Here is a 20,706-nt window from a genome sequence, read left to right as displayed (position 1 = left end):
AGGTACAGCCCCTCTAAAAATATGAGGAGTTGTACCTTTAGTTTTTTCTATAGCTGCTTTTTAATTGGTAAAGCATTTTTTACAAATCGTTTGCTATTTCATTAATCCTTTAATGAAAATAGATATTTTAGGAACATAGATAAGCATGAGAGACCTAGGGGCATTACAGGTAAAATTGATGTAATGTTCACCAGAACTACTCTCCGTGCAGGATACTTCCAAAATATATAGAATGTTTTTATAACATATCGATATTTTTGAAAAATCTTTCATCAGATGTAGTGGGGGTATATGTTTATGGAAAATAATCGAAATTGGGCAGGTAACTATAGGTATAGCGCATCGGAACTCCATGTTCCGGAAACATTGGAGCAAATACAAGAAATAGTAGCACGTAGCAATCGAATTAAGACACTTGGCACTCGTCATTCGTTCAATGGAATCGCTGATTGTAACGAAAACCTCATCTCTCTTCAAAAGTTTAACCGAATCATTGCATTAGACACTAGACACAATAAGGTTACAGTCGAGGGAGGTATTAGATACGGAGATCTGTGTCAATATCTGTATGAATTCGGTTATGCTTTGCACAACTTGGCGTCGTTGCCCCATATTACAATAGCAGGCGCATGCCAAACGGCCACACATGGTTCCGGTGACCAGAATGCTAATCTTGCTTCGGCGATTCATTCCATGGAAGTTGTCAAAGCGGATGGGAATAAGGTCGTATTCTCCCGTGATCAACAAGATGGGCTTTTTGCTGGGGCGGTAGTGGGGCTTGGAGGGCTCGGGGTTATTACGAAAATCACTCTAGATATAATCCCCACATTCCAGATGAGTCAATATGTATTTGATCATTTGCCTTTAGTTCAACTTAAAGACCATTTTGACGAAATATTCTCTAGCGCTTATAGTGTTAGTCTTTTTACGGATTGGAAAACGTCTACATTCAATCAAGTCTGGCAAAAGCGTAAGTTACCAGATCTTGAACACGCTGAAGTGGAATCTGAATTTTTTGGCGCCAAGCTCGCAAGTGTACCACGACATCCAGTGCCAGGTTATTCTGCAGAGAATTGCAGTGAGCAGCTTGGTATTCCGGGGCCATGGCATGAAAGGCTACCGCACTTCCGCATGGATTTCACGCCAAGTGCCGGAGAGGAACTACAGAGTGAATATTTTGTGCCGCGCAAAGATGCCTATCAAGCACTATGTGCGATTGACCGGATACGTGATTTCATATCGCCACATCTTTATGTGTCAGAAGTTCGTACGATTGCAGAAGACAATTTGTGGATGAGTCCTTGTTATAAGCAGGAATCCGTTGCTTTTCACTTTACATGGAAGGCGGATTGGGAGGCGGTCCGACAAATCCTTCCGATGATCGAGGAACAAATTGCGCCTTTCCATGCTCGCCCACATTGGGCAAAGCTGTTTGCCACGCCGCCTGCCCATCTTCAATCATTATATGAGAAGTTACCTGACTTTCGGCAATTACTACTTCAAAACGACCCTCAAAGAAAGTTTTGCAACGACTTCTTGAAAAACTACATTATAGAGAAACATTAATTCCTTTACAGTTATATAACCATATGGTAATGTATATAATATAATATGGAAATTATAACTTTGGAGGGGATTGAATGGACGGTAAACTTCTGCAATATGAAGGAAGAAGTGTGGTTCGGTTCGAGCGTTACCTGAATCATCCGATAGAAAAAGTATGGAGGGCGATAACTAGTCCCAATCAGATTGTCAATTGGTTAACTGCGCATGCTGAATTTGATTTGATCGTTAACGGAAAGATTACATTTCGTTGGGAGAATGGGGATCTGGTACATGGAAAGTTCACTATGGTCAATCCCCCAAATGAGCTCGAGTACACTTGGATAGAGAAGTCTTCAGGAGAATCAGTGGTTCGATGGGAACTGCATGACGATGATAAAGGATGCCATCTTCACCTGACTCATACGTTTTACGAACCCGCTGAAGTTGCTGATTTTCTGGCAGGCTGGCATGTGCATCTAGACATGATTGATATGATTCTTCATGAAAAGCATGTCGACTTCCCTTCGGATCTTTTTAAAGAGTTGCGCAAGAAATATGATTCGATATTGAATTGAGTTGTAAAGGAAGACAATGCTGATGCTCTTGGAGCGATTAGCACATCAAATTAAAATCCATTGTCGGTTGCGCATTCGAGTGGAGAGGACCAAGTGATGAGTAATAATATATTTGAAGTTTTGTCGGAACCGCACAGACGGTCTATGCTGGATCTATTGCGCATTCGCGAGCGATCAGTTGGGGAACTTGTAGATAAGTGTCAATTGAGTCAACCGGGCGTTTCTAAGCATCTAAGAGTATTGAGAGAAGCTGGATTGGTTGAGGTACGATCTGTATCCCAAAAAAACATCTATTCCTTACGCCCAGAGCCGCTTCAAGAAGTCGATAAGTGGCTGGAGTCATATCGTCATTTCTGGTCCAGCAAGCTTGACGATCTCCAGTCCTTCCTTGATCAAGAGGAAGAATAGATACTTGATCAGAACTTACATTGACCATGATAAAGTCAGGAGATTATCCTGGCTTTTTCTATGTTACACCATAGATGAAGACAGAGATTCTAAATAGATTTTTATTGAACTAACGGAAAGCTAAGAACAATGATAATTGTGGATGAGCAGGCGCTTCGGCGGTCTGCTTTTTTTTATCTGAAAAGAAGTAGAGCGAGAAAACTGACGGGGTACTATTAATGATAGAACTATTCATTACGATGGGAATGGGGATATAATTCAGGATACAATAACACTTTTTTAGCCATTTTCGCTTCATATCCTTGAGGATTAGAATAATTTATTCATGATGCTAACTAATAACACAAAGTAAATTTTTCATTTTGAAAATTTCAATTTGAATGAAGGGGGTGTAGCACCATTGGAGAGAGTTCATGATACTGCATTAAATAGTTTCTGGGTTGCAGTGGTCGTTTCGTTGATTCTTATGTTTTTTTATCCGCTGAGCTTCTTAATTGAGGTCCATATGATGTTCTTTATGTATCTGCTGCCATTTTTGATATTATTTCTGTGGATATTCACTCTTTTGTGCTTATGCCCTGCTTTTTATTTAATTGATCTGTTACTCAGAATTAAAAAAAGGAGATTATTTTCGTCCATGCTTGCTCACGCATTTACCGGGTTGATGATTTCCACAATGATTTATTCCCTCTGTGTCGGCAAATTAGAATGGAATTACTTCTACTGCGTACTCGGAATCCTAAGCGGCTTTCTGTTCCCAGTAATGGAGCGTTGGAATTAGAGAATCATTTCTTGCTTTAGCAGAAAGGATTGAACTACTTGAAGCCTATTATCATTTTGTACATATTGCTTCTGTTCGTAATGGGATGTCAAAGCAAAGAGGACAAGTCAATAATTAAGGAGGTTTCGTCCGATTTCCTTACAGTTCGAGTCAAAGTGGAAAGAGAAGAAGCATCGAAAATTAAAATTCACACCGAATTGGTGAATACAGGCGATAATTCCATTGGGATCATTCATGGTGACCCTTTGACTGGAGCAGTCGTCGGAGAGCGATCTAATCGCCCAGATATTATTTATAGTTTTGTTGGTATCTCAAAATCATTAGCTAAGAATGAAGTATACAGTTTCGATAAGGACAAAATGATTAATATTACACCTGAAGATCGAATTCTTTACACTCAAACCATATTTTCGATTAATGGTGAAAGGAAGACCATAGAATTAAATATTAATTTAGATGAAGTTGATTAAAAAGTATCTTTGAATTCCTAATTCAAAACTTTAAAATTGGAGGCGCATATTTATGGACTATTTTATAATAACCGGCACATCAAGAGGAATTGGACAAGCTATTGCAGAGCAACTTATCTCATCAGAGCACTATTTATTTTGTATTTCACGCGAAAGAAATCATTCGTTAACAAACAAAAGCAAGAACATAACCTATTTGGAATTTGATTTACACGACATTAATCAAATCGAGGCGTTAATGAACCGAATTTTTTCAGAAATTGATCTGTCTAGAGCCAACAGGGTTTATCTCATAAATAATGCTTCTATGATCGCTCCTGTTGCATTCATTGATTCGGCTGCTGTTAACGAAATCACAGGAAATATTCATGTTAATCTGCTCGCACCTATTTTACTGACTTCTACATTTATGAAGCATACGAAAACCTTTTTAGGCAATAAGCGCATTTTAAATATATCATCCTCCTCAGCCAAACATCACCATCCTGGCATGAGTCTTTATTCCGCTTCCAAAGCAGGCTTGGACGTATTCACTCAATGTGTCGGTCTTGAACAAAGCCACACCCAAACACCTGTCGGTATTATTTCTATATGGCCAGGAATGATTGATACGAATTTGCAAAAGGAAGCAAGAACTCAAGACCAAGCAGCTTTCCCATCTGCTCAGCTATTCGGAAAGGCCAAAGATGCCGGCATGCTGACGACACCAGAAGAAACCGCACAACAAATAATAGCGTTTTTGTTTATAGAGCATTTTGAACATGGTGCTATCGTTGATATTTATGACTATTCGAAGCTTCAACAACATGTTGACACTCCAAACAAAAACACTTAACAAAGGCGGCTGAAATAATGATGAGCATAATTAACGGTTCTGAAACTTTAATCATAGTCATTCATGAAATCTATGGCATTAACCGTCATATGCAACATATTTGTCAATCACTAGCGGATCACAATTTTGATGTTATTTGTCCAAATCTTTTGGAACAAGAAGTACCTTTTGACTATGCAAAAGAGGAAACTGCATATCGTCATTTCGTAGAAAATGTAGGCTTTATTAAGGCTTCGAACCAAATTAAGCATCTCGTATCCGACAAGAGGGCTAATTATAAAAAAGTTTTTCTTGCCGGATTTAGCGTAGGAGCAACAACTGCATGGTTATGTTCAGAGGAAGCAGAGGTTGATGGGATAGCAGCATACTATGGTTCACGCATTAGAAACTACACGGAATTATTACCTAAATGTCCAACGATATTATTTTTCCCACAAGAAGAATTGTCGTTTCATGTAGATGATTTAATTTCGATTTTAAGCAAAAACGATGCGAATGAAATCCATAAATTTAGCGGACAACACGGCTTCAGTGACCCGTATTCTCACAAATACAATGAACTATCCGCACAAAAGGCCTTTTCTGAGATGGTAGGCTTTTTCCATAACATAGAACGATTGTGATCCCATCGTAGGAAGCAAATACATTTGGTTGTTTGTAGACTGCCTGTTAACGGAGTTTAACTTTAAGAGGGCTATCATCGGTAATTTTACAGTAACTATTTTATTATTGGGGCGATAGAGTGGAAGAGAACAATTCATATCCTAATAGGACCCGAAGGTGATATGAAGTAACGGAGCCCGGCACGAGCTCTGCTTTTTAATGCGATAATGTTAGAGGGAAATCAAAAAAGAACCTGGATAATTTAATCAGGTTCTAAACATTTGCATATAAACAAACACGATGATATAATCATTGCACGTCTTCGAAAAGAGATTTGAACATAAATGTTACATCTTACAATTTTATTTTATCATGCTGGTAAGCTCTTGTCAAATCTTTTTCTCAGTTTATTGGATAGGGGAGATATTGAATGCGTTCTTTAGTTCTCGGTTTTCAGGAAATGGAAAAAACGCAATTTTCACTCGTTGGAGGAAAAGGGTTGAATTTAGGGGAATTATCAAAAATCGAAGAAATTCAAGTACCAGAAGGATTTTGCGTTACAACTGAGGTTTATCAAAGAGCCTTCGAACATAACGAAACGTACTATGCATTATTGAATCAACTGACAACGTTAAAAGCAGTAGATCGAGACCAGATTGGTGAAACCAGCAGAAAGATTCGACAAATCATTATGGAGGTAGAAATTCCTTCTGAAGTTGTGAAAGCAATTACACACTATCTCTCACAATTTGGTGATGAACATGCTTATGCCGTACGTTCTAGTGCGACTGCTGAAGATTTACCACATGCTTCTTTTGCTGGTCAACATGACACCTATTTAAATATCATCGGCAAAGAAGCATTCATTCAGCATATCAGTAAATGTTGGGCATCTCTATTTACGGATCGCGCGGTAATCTACCGTATGCAAAATGGATTTGACCACAGTCAAGTTTATTTATCCGTTATCGTTCAAAGGATGGTTTTCCCACAGGCTTCGGGCATTTTATTTACCGCCGATCCGATCAGCTCTAACCGAAAGCTGCTCTCCATCGATGCCAGCTTTGGACTTGGAGAAGCGTTGGTTTCTGGCCTAGTTTCTGCCGATTGTTATATCGTACAGGGAGGGGAAATCGTCAACAAAAGGATAGCAACCAAAAAAGTGGCTATCTATGGATTAAAAGAAGGAGGAACAGAGACAAAGCAAATCGATCCTGAACTACAGAAGACACAAACACTTACTGAACAACAAATTTTACGATTGGCACTCATCGGAAGACAGATCGAAGCTTATTTTGGTTGTCCACAAGATATCGAATGGTGTTTGGTTGATGATGCATTTTATATTGTACAGAGTCGTCCAATTACAACCTTATACCCGATCCCTAAAGCGAATGATAAAGAAAATCACGTCTATGTTTCTGTTGGTCATCAACAAATGATGACCGACCCCATAAAACCATTGGGACTGTCTTTCTACCTGTTAACGACCCCAGCAACCATGCGAACAGCTGGTGGAAGGTTGTTTGTTGATATCACACATAGCCTGGCTTCCCCTGTCAGTAGCAGTATAGTAATAGATGCCTTGGGAAAATCCGATCCCCTCATAAAAGACGCGCTTATGACTATCGTAGAGCGAGAAGATTTTATAAAATCAACACCTGATGTTAAACAATTACCTAGTCCCATTAAGAGCAGTAAAGGTAAGACGTTTTCTGATATTCAAGCACAAATCGAAAATAACCCAACAATCGTTTCTGATTTAATTAAGAGTAGTCAAACATCGATAGAAGAGTTAAAACAAAACATCCAAACGAAATCAGGATCAGATTTATTTGATTATATTTTAGAAGATATCCAGCAATTAAAGAAAACTCTATTTAACCCACAAAGTTCGGCTGTAATTATGACTGCCATGGATGCTTCATCATGGATTAATGAAAAAATGAACAAGTGGTTATGTGAAAAAAACGCAGCAGATACGCTTTCGCAATCTGTACCAAACAATATTACTTCGACAATGGGTCTGGCACTATTGGATGTCGCTGATGTGATTCGTCCTTATCCAGAAGTAATTGATTATTTACAACATGTAAAAGAAGATAACTTTTTGGATGATCTAGTTAAGCTTAATGGTGGGAAAGAAACCCAAGACGCTATCTATGTTTATCTCGACAAATATGGGATGCGATGTGCCGGTGAAATCGATATGACAAAAACTCGTTGGAGTGAAAAACCAATTACACTTGTCCCGATGATTCTAGGTAACATCAAAAACTTTGAGCCTAATGCTGGCAAGCGAAAATTCGAGCAAGGGCGACAGGAAGCTTTGGAAAAAGAACAAGAGTTATTAGACCGGTTAAAACAATTGCCGGATGGTAATCAAAAAGCCGTAGAGACCAAACAAATGATCAGCTTAATCCAAAATTTCAGCGGGTATCGTGAATATCCAAAGTACGGCATGATTAATCGCTACTTCGTATATAAGCAAGCTTTATTGAAAGAAGCCGAACAGCTTGTACAAGCGGGCATTATTCATGAAAAAGATGATGTATACTATCTTACTTTTGAAGAACTTCGCGATATCGTAGCCACAAATATACTGGATTACCAGATCATCTACAATAGAAAAGACGAATACAAACGATATGAAAAGCTGACTCCCCCACGTGTTATTACATCTGATGGTGAAATCATTGCGGGGAAATATGAACGAGAAAATCTCCCAGCCGATGCTATTGCAGGTTTGCCTGTTTCTTCTGGAGTAATCGAGGGACGAGCACGTGTTATCTTAAGTATGGAGGATGCCGACTTAGAAGATGGAGATATTTTAGTCACTTCCTTTACTGACCCTGGCTGGACACCATTGTTTGTATCTATTAAAGGTCTAGTTACCGAAGTTGGTGGGCTGATGACTCATGGGGCAGTTATCGCGCGTGAGTATGGCTTACCAGCAGTAGTTGGGGTGGAGAATGCTACCACATTGATAAAAGATGGACAACGAATAAGAGTGCATGGTACTGAAGGGTATATCGAAATATTGTAATGGCTAGCAAGATAACATTTAATTTAAGACATAAAGGAGATAGAGATATGACGGAATTTTGGGAATCAAGTTTTATAGAAAAACAAACGATGTGGGGATTTGAACCTACAGACTCCGCAATCGCAACAAAGGACTTTTTCCTTGAAAAGAATGTTAAGGACATACTGATTCCAGGTATTGGTTATGGCAGAAATGCAAAGGTTTTTATTGACAATGGAATAAATGTAACAGGTATAGAAATTTCAAAAACAGCGATTGATTTGGCGAAGGAAAACGGGCTTGATATTAGTATTTTACATGGTTCAGTAACGGATATGCCCTTTGATAACAAGCTCTATGATGGTATATTCAGTCATGCGCTTATTCACTTATTGGATAATAGCGAGAGAGAAAAGTTTATTCAAGATTGTTATGATCAGTTAAAGCCAAATGGATATTTGGTTTTTACAACGGTTTCACAAAAAGCCCCAATGTTTGGAAAGGGCAAACAATTGGATAAAGACTATTTCGAGATTATGGAAGGTGTAAAAATGTATTTTTATGATGATGATTCCATAAAACAAGATTTTGAAAAATATGGACTAGTAGAGATTTCAGAAATTGACGAGCCAAATAAGAACACGAAAAATGCACTTCCAATCCATTTTTTAATTATAAAGTGCAAGAAAACATCGTAAACATAATCATATATTTTTCAACACGATCTAAAACATAGCTTAAAGAAAAAAACACTCCTCTGATTACGAAAAAGTAGTCATTAGTTCAATCAAAAAGTGACAGTCTAGGACATTATTTAATGGTCCATGACTGTCACTTTTTTTAGTTTGGAATACAAATATCAGTTCAACATTCATGCACTTGTAAAGACAAATAATGAAAACCATGATCATTCGAGATCTTCTTTATATATACTTTATCAGCAGTAGTCCATACCAACTGGTTAAACCCTTCATACGATACATGGCAACTGTCTAAATTGCGGGAGAAATGGATAAAGGAGTTGGATACATGAAATCAATAACAAAACTTACGGGGCGAGTGATTTTCAAGGGAAACCCTGGTTATGAAGCGGCTCGTAAGAATTGGGATCCTCATACCGACAGATTTCCAAAAGTTTTTGTTTTTGCCCAAAGAACACTGGATGTTGCAAACGCTATAAGATGGGCTCGCAAAAATAATGTTCCTATTCGCCCGAGAAGTGGACGGCACGCCTTGGAGACCAACCTTTCTCAAGTTAACGGAGGCATTGTCATCGATGTTAGCGAGATGAAGAAAATCAAGTTGAATAAAAAGTGCAGAACTGTTGTGGTTGAGTCAGGCAATCGGGTAGGAAGAGTCGTAGACAAATTGGCAAGACAAGGTTTTATCGCACCGTTTGGTGATAGTCCTTCGGTTGGAATCGGTGGAATTACACTTGGCGGAGGGATTGGTCCGCTCCAAAGAACGACTGGCCTCATTAGCGACAATCTCATCGGACTAGAAATGGTTGACGCTAAGGGAAGAGTAATCCGGGCAAATAAAAAACGCAATTCCGATCTCCTATGGGCTTCCCGCGGTGGAGGAGGCGGTAACTTTGGCGTATACACAAAATACAAATTCAAAGTACTGCGTGCTCCAGCCAAAGCTACCGTCTTCAGCGTAACGTGGCCATGGGAGCAGTTCGAAAAAGTCGTAAAGAAATGGCAAGTCTGGGCTCCTAATGCCAGCACCAGATTGGGCAGCGAATTAAATGTTGGACCCAAAAAGGGTGGAAATGTTAGCATGATCGGTCTGTTTCTTGGATCTAAAACGGAAGCCCTGCGTCAATTAGAGCCTATTTTAAGCGTGGGGACGCCTACAAAAAAAACCATCCGATTGTTACCATATCTTGAAGCTACAAAGTTTTTGTTAGCTCCTGATCCAGTGCTGACACAAAAGTTCAGCAACCAGTTTTCCAGCGGCTTCGGCAGACGTCCTTTTCCAGATAAAGCCTATAAAGTTATGCGCGAGTTTCTAGAAAACGCTGAGGGAGGGACTCCGGCCGGCTTCTTCTTCCTTAACTGGGGTGGTGCCATAAGCCGTATCGCACCTAAAGCCACAGCATTCTACTGGCGTAAAGCCAAATTTTATGTCGAATGGAACAGCTCATGGGTTAAGCCATCTCATGCCGCTAAAAATATTGCCTTAGCACGGAACACAAGGCATAAGCTGCAGCCATATATCGTAGGTTCCTATATCAATGTACCAGACCAAGGTATCAAATGTTCTGGTCCTGTTTATTATGGTAAAAACTTTCCTAGGCTGCGTAGAGTAAAAGCTAAGTATGATCCAAATAATGTGTTCAACAATCCTCAAAGTATTCCACCGGCTTGAATGAGAATGAATTGAAATAAGGTACTTTCTCACAGTTAAGTTGTGGGGGATATCATGTCACATGCCATGGTAACTAATCGCGTGAACCCAAGGGGAACCTTGGGTTCATTTTTCATTTTACAACTAAAATCGATAGGGCTAGGCTTCCGTAACCACAGAGAAAGTAATTTGATTAAAATAGTACCTTGACAGTCATAGTAGTATGTCGTATTATACAGTAGCGGGGTGATTAAATGAGTGAGAACAAAATTACATCCGACCTGCTGCGCGGACATACCGATACGATGATATTGCGACTATTATCCGAAGATGATCGCTATGGATACGAAATTGTCAAATTGATCGCGGAGCGCTCGGGCGGTGAGTATGAACTAAAAGAAGCGACCATGTATTCCAGTGTCAGACGTCTTGAGACAGACGGTGATATCGAGTGGTATTGGGGCGATGAATCACAGGGCGGACGGCGCAAATATTTTAGAATTACCGAGAAGGGCAAGGAAACATATGCCCGCAACAATAGCAACTGGGAGTATGCAAAACGCGTGCTTGAAAACTTACTATAGGAGGTTTGATGTGATGAATCAGAAATTGACGAATTATTTGAACGACGTTTTTACGCCATACGATGGGGTGAAAAGCGTCACCGAATTAAAAGCCGACCTGCTCTCCGATTTACAGGAGAGGTACCGTGAACTTAAAGCCGAGGGCAAAGACGATGAAACAGCGTTTAATAAGACCATTGAGAGCATTGGCGACATCGAGGAAACGATACTGGAAGTCGCCAATCTCTCCCGCTCGCTGGAGAGGCAAGTACTGACAAACTTTAGCGCGAGCAATTTGCCAAAGAGTGACTTTGCAGGTGTTATTGCGCATAAAGGAAATTTCACATCGAGTGCATTACACGGCTCTGACTTTGCAGGTGCAGACTTGACCGGAAGCACCTTTAAGAGCAGCGACATCCGTGAAGCCAATTTTAACGGCGCAAATCTGACCGACTGTACCCTATCTGTCAATGATCTTTCCAATGCGAGCTTCAATAAATCGATCCTTGTACGCACCAACTTCAGCATTTCGGGGATGGAAGGAGCAAAATTCACAGGCGTAAAACTGACCGACGTCACGCTAAACAAGATCGACCTTAAAAAAACAATTTTTGAAGGTTGTATCTTTGACGGCGTGGACTTCAAATATTGTGACCTGAGTGGGCTGTGTCTTGACGGGCAAACCTTTATCGGCGTTAAGTTTGACAAGTCTGCTATAAATGAAGTTTCGTTTAAGGGTGCTACACTCAAGAATGTTTCTTTTCAAGCATTTTTTTCCTTGACTAATAAGTATTACCGCTCCATCAAAACCATCTGCTTTGACGAAGCAGTCATGGATAAGCTGACCTATGCTGCGCTTAAAGGTATGGGAGCCGAATTGTCTAAAGTTACAGTTCGATAAGGAGGGGAAACAGTATGAATAATAAGTCAATTCAAGTTATAGGTCTGCAAAAGTCTTACAAAGAGCTTGCCGTCCTTAAGGGAGTAGATTTCGAGGTGGAAAAGGGCAGTATTTTTGCACTGCTCGGTTCAAACGGGGCAGGTAAAACGACGGTTGTCAAAATCCTGACTACGCTGCTCAAACAAGACAGTGGAACCGCCGTCGTTGAGGGATTTGATGTAGCGTCCAAACCTGATCATGTGAGGCAGGCGATTAGTTTAACCGGACAATTTGCCGCTGTAGACGAACTAATGACCGGACGGGAAAATCTAATCATGATTGCCAAACTGCGATACCTGAGTAATCCGCGGCAAGTTGCGGATGACTTGCTTAAACGCTTTGGCCTGACAGACGCCGCCAACCGCAGGGTATCTACTTATTCGGGTGGGATGCGCCGCAGGCTCGACATCGCATTGAGCTTTGTAGGGAAACCGCAGGTTATTTTCCTCGACGAACCGACCACTGGCCTTGATCCCGAGGCACGCATCGAGGTTTGGAAGATCGTGAAGGAGCTTGCAGACAGCGGCACTACGGTATTCCTAACTACGCAGTATTTGGAAGAGGCGGAACAGCTCGCTGACCGAATTGCGATTCTGCACAAGTGTAAAATCATCGCCAGCGGCACGCTTTTGGAGCTAAAAAAGATGTTTCCATCAACGAAAGTGGAATATATTGAGAAGCAGCCGACATTGGAAGAGATATTCCTCTCCATTATTGGCAAGAAGGAGGGAGCATAAATGGAGACGGTAAAAAAACATTTTTTTAACGATTTGGGTGTTATGCTCGGACGTTCCATGCGCCATATTTCCCGTAGTATGGACACCATCGTCACGGTCTGTATCACTCCGATTGCGATGATGCTGCTGTTTGTCTATGTGTTTGGCGGTGCAATTCAAACCGGTACGGATAACTACGTTAATTATCTATTGCCCGGAATACTGCTCATTGCGATTGCTAGCGGGATATCCTACACGGCATTTCGTCTGTTTACCGATGTGCAGCGAGGTATTTTCGAGCGGTTTCATTCCATGCCAATTTCGCGTTCCACCTTACTATGGGGGCATGTGTTGACCTCACTAGTATCCAATGCTATCTCGGTTGTCGTTATCATTCTCGTAGCGTTGATTATGGGTTTTCGTTCTTCGGCCGGGATACTAGACTGGCTAGCAGTAGCTGGCATACTCATGCTGTTTACGCTGGCATTAACCTGGGTCGCTGCCATTGCAGGATTATTGGCAAAATCGGTGGATGGGGCAAGCGCTTTTTCCTACCCGATCATCTTCCTTCCGTTTATTAGCTCGGCATTTGTGCCGACTGAATCGATGCCTTCGGTCGTTCGTGCCTTTGCTGAAAATCAGCCGGTAACCTCAATCGTTGAAGCCATTCGCGCGTTGCTTTCAAACCAACCGGTGGGCAATGAATTATGGATTGCGCTTGCGTGGTGCGTAGGGATCTTGTTTGTAGCCTACTTCTTTGCGATGAGGGTTTATAAAAAGCGGTTTTAAATGAAGAAATGCGACCCAGTACTGTATCGGTACTGGGTTTATTCTTTTTTATGAAGATGTTCTTTTATCATTATGCTGGACCGAAAAAAGTTTTATCCGTCTTTGGATCAGTTATTCTCAACAGATGAACTAGTAAAGCAATTCGAGCATAAGAACAAGGAGCTAATCTAGTTCGCGGTGGAAAACGGTTTGACCCGAAGAAAGGCAAGATCAGGGAGTGCCCTTATCCTGCCTCATACGTCTTATTCGTTACTAGTGCACTAAACTTTCCAAATCCGGCTGCAATTTGTTCCGTAGGACATACAGCATGATGGCTCCAACAAGGAACGCGACGGCATCCGCTATGACAAGCGACCAGACCACCCCATGAAAGCCATTCAAGCGATTAGCTATAAATAACACAGGAATCAGAGTAATTCCTTGAATTATTGACATAATAAACGCGGCGGTTCCTTGCGCTGTTGCTTGGAAGATTCCCGTAAACAACGAGGTCATTCCTGTAATAAACAAGGATAAGAACGTCACATGCAGAATGTAGCTGCCCATTTCAATTAATTGCGGGTCATTCGTAAATAAACCAATTAAATGGTCGGAAATCAGATAGACGATAACTCCGAACACGACTGCTAACGCAACAACCACTTTAATTGTGAATGTAATGGTATGCTTCATGCGTAATTTATTCGCTGTAAAAGAGAAAGCAATCATCGGCACAACTCCCTCACATAATCCCATCAGAATAAACTCTGGAAATTGCAGCAATCGCGATGAAATTCCGAACCCCGCTATAGCTTGCTCCCCATATTCAACAAGAAAATGGTTAAAGATGAGTGACATTGCTCCCATGAAGATACTCATAACAAAAACGGGAACTCCGATTTTGAATACATTGCTTAGAATGTCCTTGGTAGCCTTAAACCATTTTATAGAAATGGTCAAAAATTGGCTTTTATATCTTATATGAAAGGCGTAGTATATACTCGCAACCAAATTAGAAATGACTGTAGCAGACGCAACGCCGATTACATCCCAATGGAAAACGAAGATGACTAGCGCATCTAGAATAATATTTACGACAACACTGATAATCATACCGATCATCGACGTGGTAGCTGACCCCTCCGAGCGCACAATATTCTCCAGCGTGAAGAACAATACGACGATTGGTGAGCCAATAAGCATTATCGTGACATAGTCCTTTGTAAATCCGAAGGAGTCAGGCGTTGCCCCCAGGCCATGAACGATTGGATCAATCAACGGGAGACTAACGGCCATCACGATAAGACCGAGAACTAAACTACTGTAAAAGGCAAATGAAGATACATGCTTAACATCATCATATTTTTTCTCACCCAGCAACCGAGAGATGAAGGCTCCGCTACCGATGCCAATCAAGTTGCCTAGTGCCATAATCGCTGCGAATAAAGGCAAGGTGAGTGCGAGTGCAGTCAACATTGCAGTATTGTGGAGTGTACCAAGGAAATAGGCATTCAAGATGGAGTATATAACACTCATTGACATGCCTAACATCATCGGTACAGCGAAGTGAGCTACAGCTTTTGAGACGGGTGCTTTTTCAAAATAATGGAGGTTTTCTGTATCCATGTGAATCACTACTTTCTTTATTTATTTTGACCATCAATCTAACAGTGTTAGTTTGTATCTTACAGTGTTAGATGATATCATGAACCTATGAACCTGTAAAGTATAAACTTACACTGTTAGATAAAAGGATGGATACCGATGAAAAAAAAGCAGCCTCAGATTTCGGAGGATAAAATTTTGGAAACCTCGTGGGAGCTTCTTGGAGAGGAAGGCATTGAGAAATTCAGCATGAGACGCTTGGCCGATCGTATGGGCATACAGGCTCCCTCTCTGTACTGGTATTTCAAGAGCAAGCAGAATCTCTACCAGCGCCTGGCCAACCATGTATCGAAGATCATTTTGGAGGAGTTTCACTCTGAGGGGGATTGGAGGGAGCAGCTTGCGGAATTTGCGGTAACCGTACGGAGTGTGCTCAGTCGATATCCCTGCTCCACGCAGCTCATGATGTTGACGCTGCCCCACGAACCAGACATGATCCGGTTCACTAACCGAATGCTGCTCTGCATGGAATCGACGCCACTTGAGCAAGAGCAAAAATTACAAGCCGTTCTTACGCTGGTGAACTATGTCTTCTACTTCGTTCTGGACAATTATCAGCATCAGCGCATATTATCCACTATGCTTGAGGAGCAGGGAGAGCTTCGTGATGGAGAGATAACAAGTCTTCTGGACGCCATGAGCGAGACAGATGCGGGAGTGTTTCGAGGGATGTACAAAAATGGGCTATTCAATCTGATAGGGACCGACGGAGCGTTTGAATTCGGCATGCAGCTGATTCTGAAGGGGATTGAGCAGGTGATAAAGGATCAGGATAGGTAGTACAGTATGTAAAACACCCTCATCTGGATATCGGATGGGCGGATTCATTGAGGTTTATATACAACTTTACGGTAGCCCGTTAAGCTAACAGGCAGGACAGTCGAACAATAGTGACTGATAAAAGGTTTTATTAGGTACGATTACATTTTGAGGATAGGTGATATAAAGGTGATCTACAAAGGGATATTCTTGGCTTTCGTAATCATCCAAAATATTTATTTTCTCATAACACAACCAGATAAATATAAACTATGGATATCAGTATTTAATATATCAGTAGGTACCCTAATGACTTTAATGGCTGTTTTTTATTATTTTGATGCTTATAAACCTAAAATTGGTCCAGTAGGAAATGGTCCCGATCCTGATTTAATTTTGACTAATTTTCTCGGCATGATAGTAACGGGAGGATGCTTTATAATTATCGGTTTGATCGGTGTTCACATTAAAAGAAAGCTGAAGCACAAGAAATAATAGAAGAAGCTATTCCTAGTTTGAATTACGGCCCGCCTTGACAAACGGAGAGTCCTCCACTTAGAATCAAATATTTGAAAGTGTATTTAGTCTGCTGCCAAGGAATGGGGATAGGAATCCAATTCCTCAAGAGAGCATGCTTCAGCAAAGTCCGCAGATTAATAGTGGGAAAGAAATGGTCGATTTATTTGTAGGCGGGACATTTCCAGCACTGACTGCTCTGAATAGGGAAAGTGTGAATCCATTGCAGATTTACATATAGATTGGATCATATCTTTGGTTCATCTGTATGTTAATCATTATTATCGCTAGCTACCGAAAGACATATTTTGAATGGGAGTCCGCTTGCTTTTGGTGAGGGGAATGTAAAAGGGAGGATTAAAAACGTGTTGAATTACAGAAAACCGAGGTTTTGGTTACTTTTTTTCTCAATTGTCCTTATGATAGCAGTTGGAATTGGATTGCTAGCAAATCCTGTAATAAAGGGGAAAGATTCATTAGGTCAAATTACTGACTCAAATAATATACCATCAAGTGAAGAAGCTTCTTTGGAACTACCAGAGAAATCAGCAGCGGAAATATTAAGTGACCTAGCCAATCTGCAATTTTCAATTAAAAGGGATCAAATTAGTGATGACGATCAAGAAACCGTTGTCACATTTGGAAAAGCTTTTGTGAATTTGTATACCGGTGCTATTGCAGAACAAAAAGCAGTCACATTTAAAAATTACATATCTAACGATAATCTTCTAAAATACACAAATAAAATGCTAGAGCTAGAACAAAGAAAAGAATTAAAGGGAGAGTTTAGTGTTATTTTCGGTCTGGAAAATAAATTTGCGGAAGCAGAATTCAAGCAACTTGATGAAAATCTCTACTACGTAAATTTACCTTTTTCGAACCAAGGATCTGGTATGAGCTTTAAGATGTTAGTTCAAACAGAAAATAAAATATTAAAAATCGTTGATTTGTACTTTGGAAACAAAGATGGTGTAGATACGATTGTAACTGGACATCCCGCTGTTAGAAAACTTCATGATTCAAAACTATGGGCTGACCAAGAATGGGTTGATGGTGTATTTGAAAAGCTTGAAAAAATAGAAATCTGAACGAAGCTCTTGAGCATGCATAAATAGGAGACAAGCTATTAAAAACCACGTATATCGTGGTTTTTTTGTTTTTTCGGTACATATACTTAGCAATGTGCTATGTCAAGAATTTGTACCGAATAACGAAAAAGGCAATCATGATTGACAATCATTTTACCGAGTGTTACCATAAGCATATTAATTGTACCGACTAGTCAGTATGACGCGAAAAGGAGAGACATTTTGCATTGAACAAAACGAAAATCATGTCAGCAGCGATAGACGTTTTCTCGGAGAATGGATACCACCGAGCTAGTATGGACGATATCGCACTTAGAGCAAAGGTTGCCAAAGGGACGTTGTATTATCATTTTCCAGGAAAAGCACAGCTGTTTAAGACGATCGTAATGGATGGATTGCAGGTCATTACCGATCGAATACGGAATGAGCTGCGAACTGATCTTTCGTTGGAAGAACAAATCAGGCGAATCATCCGGCACAATCTCGACTTGTTTCTGGATTCCAGCGGATTCGCACATATCGTGTTCAACGAATTATCGAACGGAATTGATCAGGAAGTACTAGAGGAATTGAATGAACTGAAGCTCGGCTATATTCGTTTTATTGCAGAGGTGCTGGAAGGAAGCCGGGAAGAGGGGGTAATGATCAATGTCAATTGCAGCTTGGCTGCTGCGGGAATTGTCGGATTGCTCAACAGTTCCTGCGATTATTTTCTAACCTATGGCAGTAGTATAAACCGCGACGATCTTGAACATTTTCTTTATCAGATTATTACGACCGGGTTGTTTTTGACCCCCGGCGGCAAGCCAGATGGTATGTTGAACTGATTTCATTCTAAGCGGAAAGCGGCGATGCGACGTATGAATTGGAAAACTGACAGCGAACTGATACCTTTGTCTTGGTTTAAAGAAATGCGAAACTCTTCCCCTGTCGTGTTCAATTCGGAGAAAAATACTTGGGACGTGTACAAGTACGAAGATGTAAAGAAGATATTTGCCGATCATGAGCATTATTCATCAAAAGGGACGGAAAGCGCCATGGAGCCGATCAACTCAAGCATTCTTAGGCAAGATCCACCTAAACACCGACAGCTGCGTATGCTCGTTTCGCAAGCTTTCACTCCTCGGGCTATCGAAGCGCTCGCACCGAAAATTGAATCGATTGCGCAGCAATTGTGCGATCAAGCAGAAGAGGCGGGGAAGATGGATGCCCTTCTCGATTATGCGAGCCCTCTGCCGATCATCGTCATCGTCGAAATGCTGGGCATTCCGTCCGTGGATCGCGACCGGTTCAAGGAATGGTCGGATTCGCTAGTTGGGAATGACGGCGAACGTTATTTTCAATGCCAGAAGGAAATGAGCGACTATTTCTCCGACATCATGAATCGAAGACGGCTTGACCCGCTGGATGATCTCATCAGCAATCTCGTTCATGAAAAGGTCGAAGGCAAGCAATTAAGTGACTTGGAGATCATCGGATTCTGCATTCTGCTGCTGGTGGCGGGGAATGAAACCACGACCAATCTTATAACGTCAGCCTTACTGTGCCTAGATAGTGACAGAGAGGCTAGGAAAAGTCTCATCGAGGAACCTTCCATGATTCCGCAAGCCATCGAAGAGGTGCTTCGCTATTGCTCTCCCGTTCAAACGATGATTCGAATCGTTAAAAAGACGACTGTTCTGCGCGGCCAAACGCTTTCGCCCGGACAAATGGTCAACCTCTGGATCGGGTCGGCCAATCATGACGGAGAGCAATTTGATACTCCGGAAAAATTCGATATCCATCGCAACCCGAATCCGCATCTGGCATTGGGACACGGCATTCACTTCTGCTTGGGCTCTCAGCTTGCCCGCTTGGAGAGCAAGATCGCCATTCAAACACTTCTTAGTAGGTTTCCTGACTACGCAAGAGATCGTTCGCACACGCTAGAGCGGTTGGACAGCTGGATGATGTTCGGGGTCAATCGTTTGCCGCTGGTTCTGACGAAATAACGTTACTTTAATAGGTGCATTATTGTATATTCAACGCCAATAAAAGTCGTAAAAGCTTATGTAATCATTGGTTCTACAATCGAACAATACTATAGCGTAAGAATCAACAAGACGAGGCTGCCGATATTAAACGGCAGCCTCTTTGAGCAATATTTATTTACTTATATGTTTAATACTCCGTATGAAGAATGGGAAGATTGGTAATCGCATCAAAAGCTCACCTAATTACTACAATAATTAAATATTCTATTGTGTGTTAAAATAAATTTGAATTAAATAAAGTTTAGATGGAAAATGGAGGAGCTTTTTATGACAATAGAATCACAAAACGATATTGATGGTCTGAAAGAAATTGGCAAAATCGTTGCTTTGACGATTAATGAAATGAAACGTCACACGCGAGTTGGAATTACGACAAAGGAACTGGATGATATTGGGGGGCGGATTTTGAAAAGTCATGGGGCTGTGTCGGCGCCTCAGATAACTTACAATTTCCCTGGCAACACATGTATTAGTGTTAACCACGAAGTTGCACACGGAATACCGGGAAATCGAATCATCCAACCGGGCGATTTAATAAACATCGATGTTTCTGCAGAACTTTGCGGCTATTTTGCGGATGCTGGACATTCTTTTCCGATAGCTCCATATGAGCCATCACTAATGCGTCTGTGTCAATACACACACCATACAATGATGAAAGTAATCTCTTCACTTAAGCATGGAGTGAAATTGAACGAAATCGGAAGGATTATTGAAATCGAGGCTAAAAAAGGCGGCTATAATATAATTAAGGATCTGTGCAGCCATGGTATTGGCAAATCTCTGCACGAGGCCCCAGTAGAGATTCTACCCGTTTATAACAAGCACGATAAACGGGTATTGAAAGAGGGCATGGTAATTACAATCGAGCCCTTTTTATCTACAGGTGCTGGGTATGTCGTTGAGCAGCCGGATGGATGGACTTTATGTACCCCCGACAATAGCTTTGCAGCACAACATGAACATACCATAATCATAACAAAGGATCAGCCAATAATCGTGACTGCAGCATAGAACATTAGTATGAGTCCGTTATTTTGCGTTGGTTACGATAACGGATGAAG

Annotated in this window: 21 protein-coding genes; 20 read left to right on the top strand and 1 reads right to left on the bottom strand. The window is 41.1% G+C overall.

Going from position 1 to position 20,706, the window contains the following annotated elements; all coding sequences use genetic code 11:
- Positions 1–297: 297 nt before the first annotated feature.
- The 13 genes from AB4Z50_RS24855 (at position 298) to AB4Z50_RS24795 (ending at position 13,602) form a co-directional block, all read left to right on the top strand.
- Positions 298–1,566, top strand: coding sequence for an FAD-binding protein (locus tag AB4Z50_RS24855; protein ID WP_441883178.1), 1,269 nt, complete (start codon positions 298–300; stop codon positions 1,564–1,566).
- Between the two features lie 74 nt (positions 1,567–1,640).
- Positions 1,641–2,120 (top strand): SRPBCC family protein, encoded by a 480-nt coding sequence (locus AB4Z50_RS24850; RefSeq protein ID WP_441883176.1) that lies wholly within the window; start codon positions 1,641–1,643, stop codon positions 2,118–2,120.
- A gap of 96 nt (positions 2,121–2,216) precedes the next feature.
- The gene (locus tag AB4Z50_RS24845; RefSeq protein WP_339209257.1) at positions 2,217–2,528 is read left to right on the top strand and encodes an ArsR/SmtB family transcription factor; all 312 of its coding nucleotides are present in this window, start codon (positions 2,217–2,219) and stop codon (positions 2,526–2,528) included.
- A 936-nt stretch (positions 2,529–3,464) separates the two neighbouring features.
- A complete protein-coding gene (locus AB4Z50_RS24840) occupies positions 3,465–3,779 on the top strand; it encodes a hypothetical protein (RefSeq protein ID WP_441883174.1) in 315 nt (104 codons plus the stop codon).
- A 52-nt stretch (positions 3,780–3,831) separates the two neighbouring features.
- Positions 3,832–4,614, top strand: a complete 783-nt coding sequence (locus AB4Z50_RS24835; protein WP_441883172.1) for a (S)-benzoin forming benzil reductase — start codon at positions 3,832–3,834, stop codon at positions 4,612–4,614.
- Positions 4,615–4,631: 17 nt separating this feature from the next.
- Positions 4,632–5,237 (top strand): dienelactone hydrolase family protein, encoded by a 606-nt coding sequence (locus tag AB4Z50_RS24830; RefSeq protein ID WP_441883170.1) that lies wholly within the window; start codon positions 4,632–4,634, stop codon positions 5,235–5,237.
- A 410-nt stretch (positions 5,238–5,647) separates the two neighbouring features.
- Positions 5,648–8,263, top strand: a complete 2,616-nt coding sequence (gene ppsA / locus AB4Z50_RS24825) for a phosphoenolpyruvate synthase (RefSeq protein ID WP_441883168.1) — start codon at positions 5,648–5,650, stop codon at positions 8,261–8,263.
- 47 nt (positions 8,264–8,310) lie between these two features.
- Positions 8,311–8,940: a class I SAM-dependent methyltransferase gene (locus AB4Z50_RS24820; protein WP_441883166.1), complete on the top strand. Its 630-nt coding sequence runs from the start codon at positions 8,311–8,313 to the stop codon at positions 8,938–8,940.
- A gap of 331 nt (positions 8,941–9,271) precedes the next feature.
- Positions 9,272–10,615, top strand: coding sequence for an FAD-binding oxidoreductase (locus AB4Z50_RS24815; RefSeq protein ID WP_441883164.1), 1,344 nt, complete (start codon positions 9,272–9,274; stop codon positions 10,613–10,615).
- A gap of 233 nt (positions 10,616–10,848) precedes the next feature.
- The gene (locus AB4Z50_RS24810; protein ID WP_339209247.1) at positions 10,849–11,178 is read left to right on the top strand and encodes a PadR family transcriptional regulator; all 330 of its coding nucleotides are present in this window, start codon (positions 10,849–10,851) and stop codon (positions 11,176–11,178) included.
- Between the two features lie 13 nt (positions 11,179–11,191).
- Positions 11,192–12,058: a pentapeptide repeat-containing protein gene (locus AB4Z50_RS24805; protein ID WP_441883162.1), complete on the top strand. Its 867-nt coding sequence runs from the start codon at positions 11,192–11,194 to the stop codon at positions 12,056–12,058.
- Between the two features lie 14 nt (positions 12,059–12,072).
- Entirely contained in the window at positions 12,073–12,834 is a 762-nt protein-coding gene (locus tag AB4Z50_RS24800) for an ABC transporter ATP-binding protein (RefSeq protein WP_441883160.1), read from the top strand.
- Positions 12,835–13,602, top strand: coding sequence for an ABC transporter permease (locus tag AB4Z50_RS24795; protein ID WP_441883158.1), 768 nt, complete (start codon positions 12,835–12,837; stop codon positions 13,600–13,602).
- A gap of 252 nt (positions 13,603–13,854) precedes the next feature.
- Here the strand turns inward: AB4Z50_RS24795 and AB4Z50_RS24790 are convergent, their stop codons facing one another.
- Positions 13,855–15,207 (bottom strand): MATE family efflux transporter, encoded by a 1,353-nt coding sequence (locus tag AB4Z50_RS24790; protein WP_441883156.1) that lies wholly within the window; start codon positions 15,205–15,207, stop codon positions 13,855–13,857.
- Positions 15,208–15,345: 138 nt separating this feature from the next.
- Here AB4Z50_RS24790 and AB4Z50_RS24785 point away from each other — a divergent pair, with 138 nt between their 5' ends.
- The 7 genes from AB4Z50_RS24785 to map all read left to right on the top strand — a co-directional run bounded on the left by AB4Z50_RS24785 (position 15,346) and on the right by map (position 20,656).
- On the top strand, positions 15,346–16,026 hold the full coding sequence (locus tag AB4Z50_RS24785) for a TetR/AcrR family transcriptional regulator (RefSeq protein ID WP_441883154.1): 681 nt from the start codon (positions 15,346–15,348) through the stop codon (positions 16,024–16,026).
- A gap of 288 nt (positions 16,027–16,314) precedes the next feature.
- Positions 16,315–16,500, top strand: a complete 186-nt coding sequence (locus AB4Z50_RS24780; RefSeq protein WP_441883152.1) for a hypothetical protein — start codon at positions 16,315–16,317, stop codon at positions 16,498–16,500.
- 136 nt (positions 16,501–16,636) lie between these two features.
- Positions 16,637–16,762, top strand: coding sequence for a hypothetical protein (locus tag AB4Z50_RS24775; protein WP_441883150.1), 126 nt, complete (start codon positions 16,637–16,639; stop codon positions 16,760–16,762).
- A 124-nt stretch (positions 16,763–16,886) separates the two neighbouring features.
- The gene (locus AB4Z50_RS24770) at positions 16,887–17,609 is read left to right on the top strand and encodes a hypothetical protein (RefSeq protein ID WP_441883148.1); all 723 of its coding nucleotides are present in this window, start codon (positions 16,887–16,889) and stop codon (positions 17,607–17,609) included.
- A 227-nt stretch (positions 17,610–17,836) separates the two neighbouring features.
- Positions 17,837–18,436: a TetR/AcrR family transcriptional regulator gene (locus AB4Z50_RS24765; protein WP_441883146.1), complete on the top strand. Its 600-nt coding sequence runs from the start codon at positions 17,837–17,839 to the stop codon at positions 18,434–18,436.
- A gap of 33 nt (positions 18,437–18,469) precedes the next feature.
- Positions 18,470–19,600 carry a cytochrome P450 gene (locus AB4Z50_RS24760; protein ID WP_441883144.1) on the top strand — a complete coding sequence of 377 codons (1,131 nt, stop codon included), beginning with the start codon at positions 18,470–18,472 and terminating at the stop codon, positions 19,598–19,600.
- A gap of 309 nt (positions 19,601–19,909) precedes the next feature.
- Positions 19,910–20,656, top strand: a complete 747-nt coding sequence (gene map, locus AB4Z50_RS24755) for a type I methionyl aminopeptidase (RefSeq protein ID WP_441883142.1) — start codon at positions 19,910–19,912, stop codon at positions 20,654–20,656.
- The last annotated feature ends 50 nt before the right edge of the window (positions 20,657–20,706 follow it).

Origin of the sequence: Paenibacillus sp. 2TAB26 (assembly GCF_052115145.1) — a bacterium.
GTDB lineage: Bacteria > Bacillota > Bacilli > Paenibacillales > Paenibacillaceae > Pristimantibacillus.
This window is presented reverse-complemented; position numbering and strand designations above follow the sequence as displayed.

What these genes read in the sequence shown, in the direction of transcription:
- AB4Z50_RS24855 (WP_441883178.1), top strand. Translation starts at nt 298, where the DNA reads ATGGAAAATAATCGAAATTGGGCAGGTAACTATAGGTATAGCGCATCG.
- AB4Z50_RS24850 (WP_441883176.1), top strand. Translation starts at nt 1,641, where the DNA reads ATGGACGGTAAACTTCTGCAATATGAAGGAAGAAGTGTGGTTCGGTTC.
- AB4Z50_RS24790 (WP_441883156.1), bottom strand. Translation starts at nt 15,207, where the DNA reads ATGGATACAGAAAACCTCCATTATTTTGAAAAAGCACCCGTCTCAAAA.
- map (WP_441883142.1), top strand. Translation starts at nt 19,910, where the DNA reads ATGACAATAGAATCACAAAACGATATTGATGGTCTGAAAGAAATTGGC.
- AB4Z50_RS24820 (WP_441883166.1), top strand. Translation starts at nt 8,311, where the DNA reads ATGACGGAATTTTGGGAATCAAGTTTTATAGAAAAACAAACGATGTGG.
- AB4Z50_RS24845 (WP_339209257.1), top strand. Translation starts at nt 2,217, where the DNA reads ATGAGTAATAATATATTTGAAGTTTTGTCGGAACCGCACAGACGGTCT.
- AB4Z50_RS24815 (WP_441883164.1), top strand. Translation starts at nt 9,272, where the DNA reads ATGAAATCAATAACAAAACTTACGGGGCGAGTGATTTTCAAGGGAAAC.
- AB4Z50_RS24800 (WP_441883160.1), top strand. Translation starts at nt 12,073, where the DNA reads ATGAATAATAAGTCAATTCAAGTTATAGGTCTGCAAAAGTCTTACAAA.
- ppsA (WP_441883168.1), top strand. Translation starts at nt 5,648, where the DNA reads ATGCGTTCTTTAGTTCTCGGTTTTCAGGAAATGGAAAAAACGCAATTT.
- AB4Z50_RS24795 (WP_441883158.1), top strand. Translation starts at nt 12,835, where the DNA reads ATGGAGACGGTAAAAAAACATTTTTTTAACGATTTGGGTGTTATGCTC.
- AB4Z50_RS24780 (WP_441883152.1), top strand. Translation starts at nt 16,315, where the DNA reads ATGACTTTAATGGCTGTTTTTTATTATTTTGATGCTTATAAACCTAAA.
- AB4Z50_RS24830 (WP_441883170.1), top strand. Translation starts at nt 4,632, where the DNA reads ATGATGAGCATAATTAACGGTTCTGAAACTTTAATCATAGTCATTCAT.
- AB4Z50_RS24760 (WP_441883144.1), top strand. Translation starts at nt 18,470, where the DNA reads ATGAATTGGAAAACTGACAGCGAACTGATACCTTTGTCTTGGTTTAAA.
- AB4Z50_RS24775 (WP_441883150.1), top strand. Translation starts at nt 16,637, where the DNA reads ATGCTTCAGCAAAGTCCGCAGATTAATAGTGGGAAAGAAATGGTCGAT.
- AB4Z50_RS24810 (WP_339209247.1), top strand. Translation starts at nt 10,849, where the DNA reads ATGAGTGAGAACAAAATTACATCCGACCTGCTGCGCGGACATACCGAT.
- AB4Z50_RS24785 (WP_441883154.1), top strand. Translation starts at nt 15,346, where the DNA reads ATGAAAAAAAAGCAGCCTCAGATTTCGGAGGATAAAATTTTGGAAACC.
- AB4Z50_RS24805 (WP_441883162.1), top strand. Translation starts at nt 11,192, where the DNA reads ATGAATCAGAAATTGACGAATTATTTGAACGACGTTTTTACGCCATAC.
- AB4Z50_RS24835 (WP_441883172.1), top strand. Translation starts at nt 3,832, where the DNA reads ATGGACTATTTTATAATAACCGGCACATCAAGAGGAATTGGACAAGCT.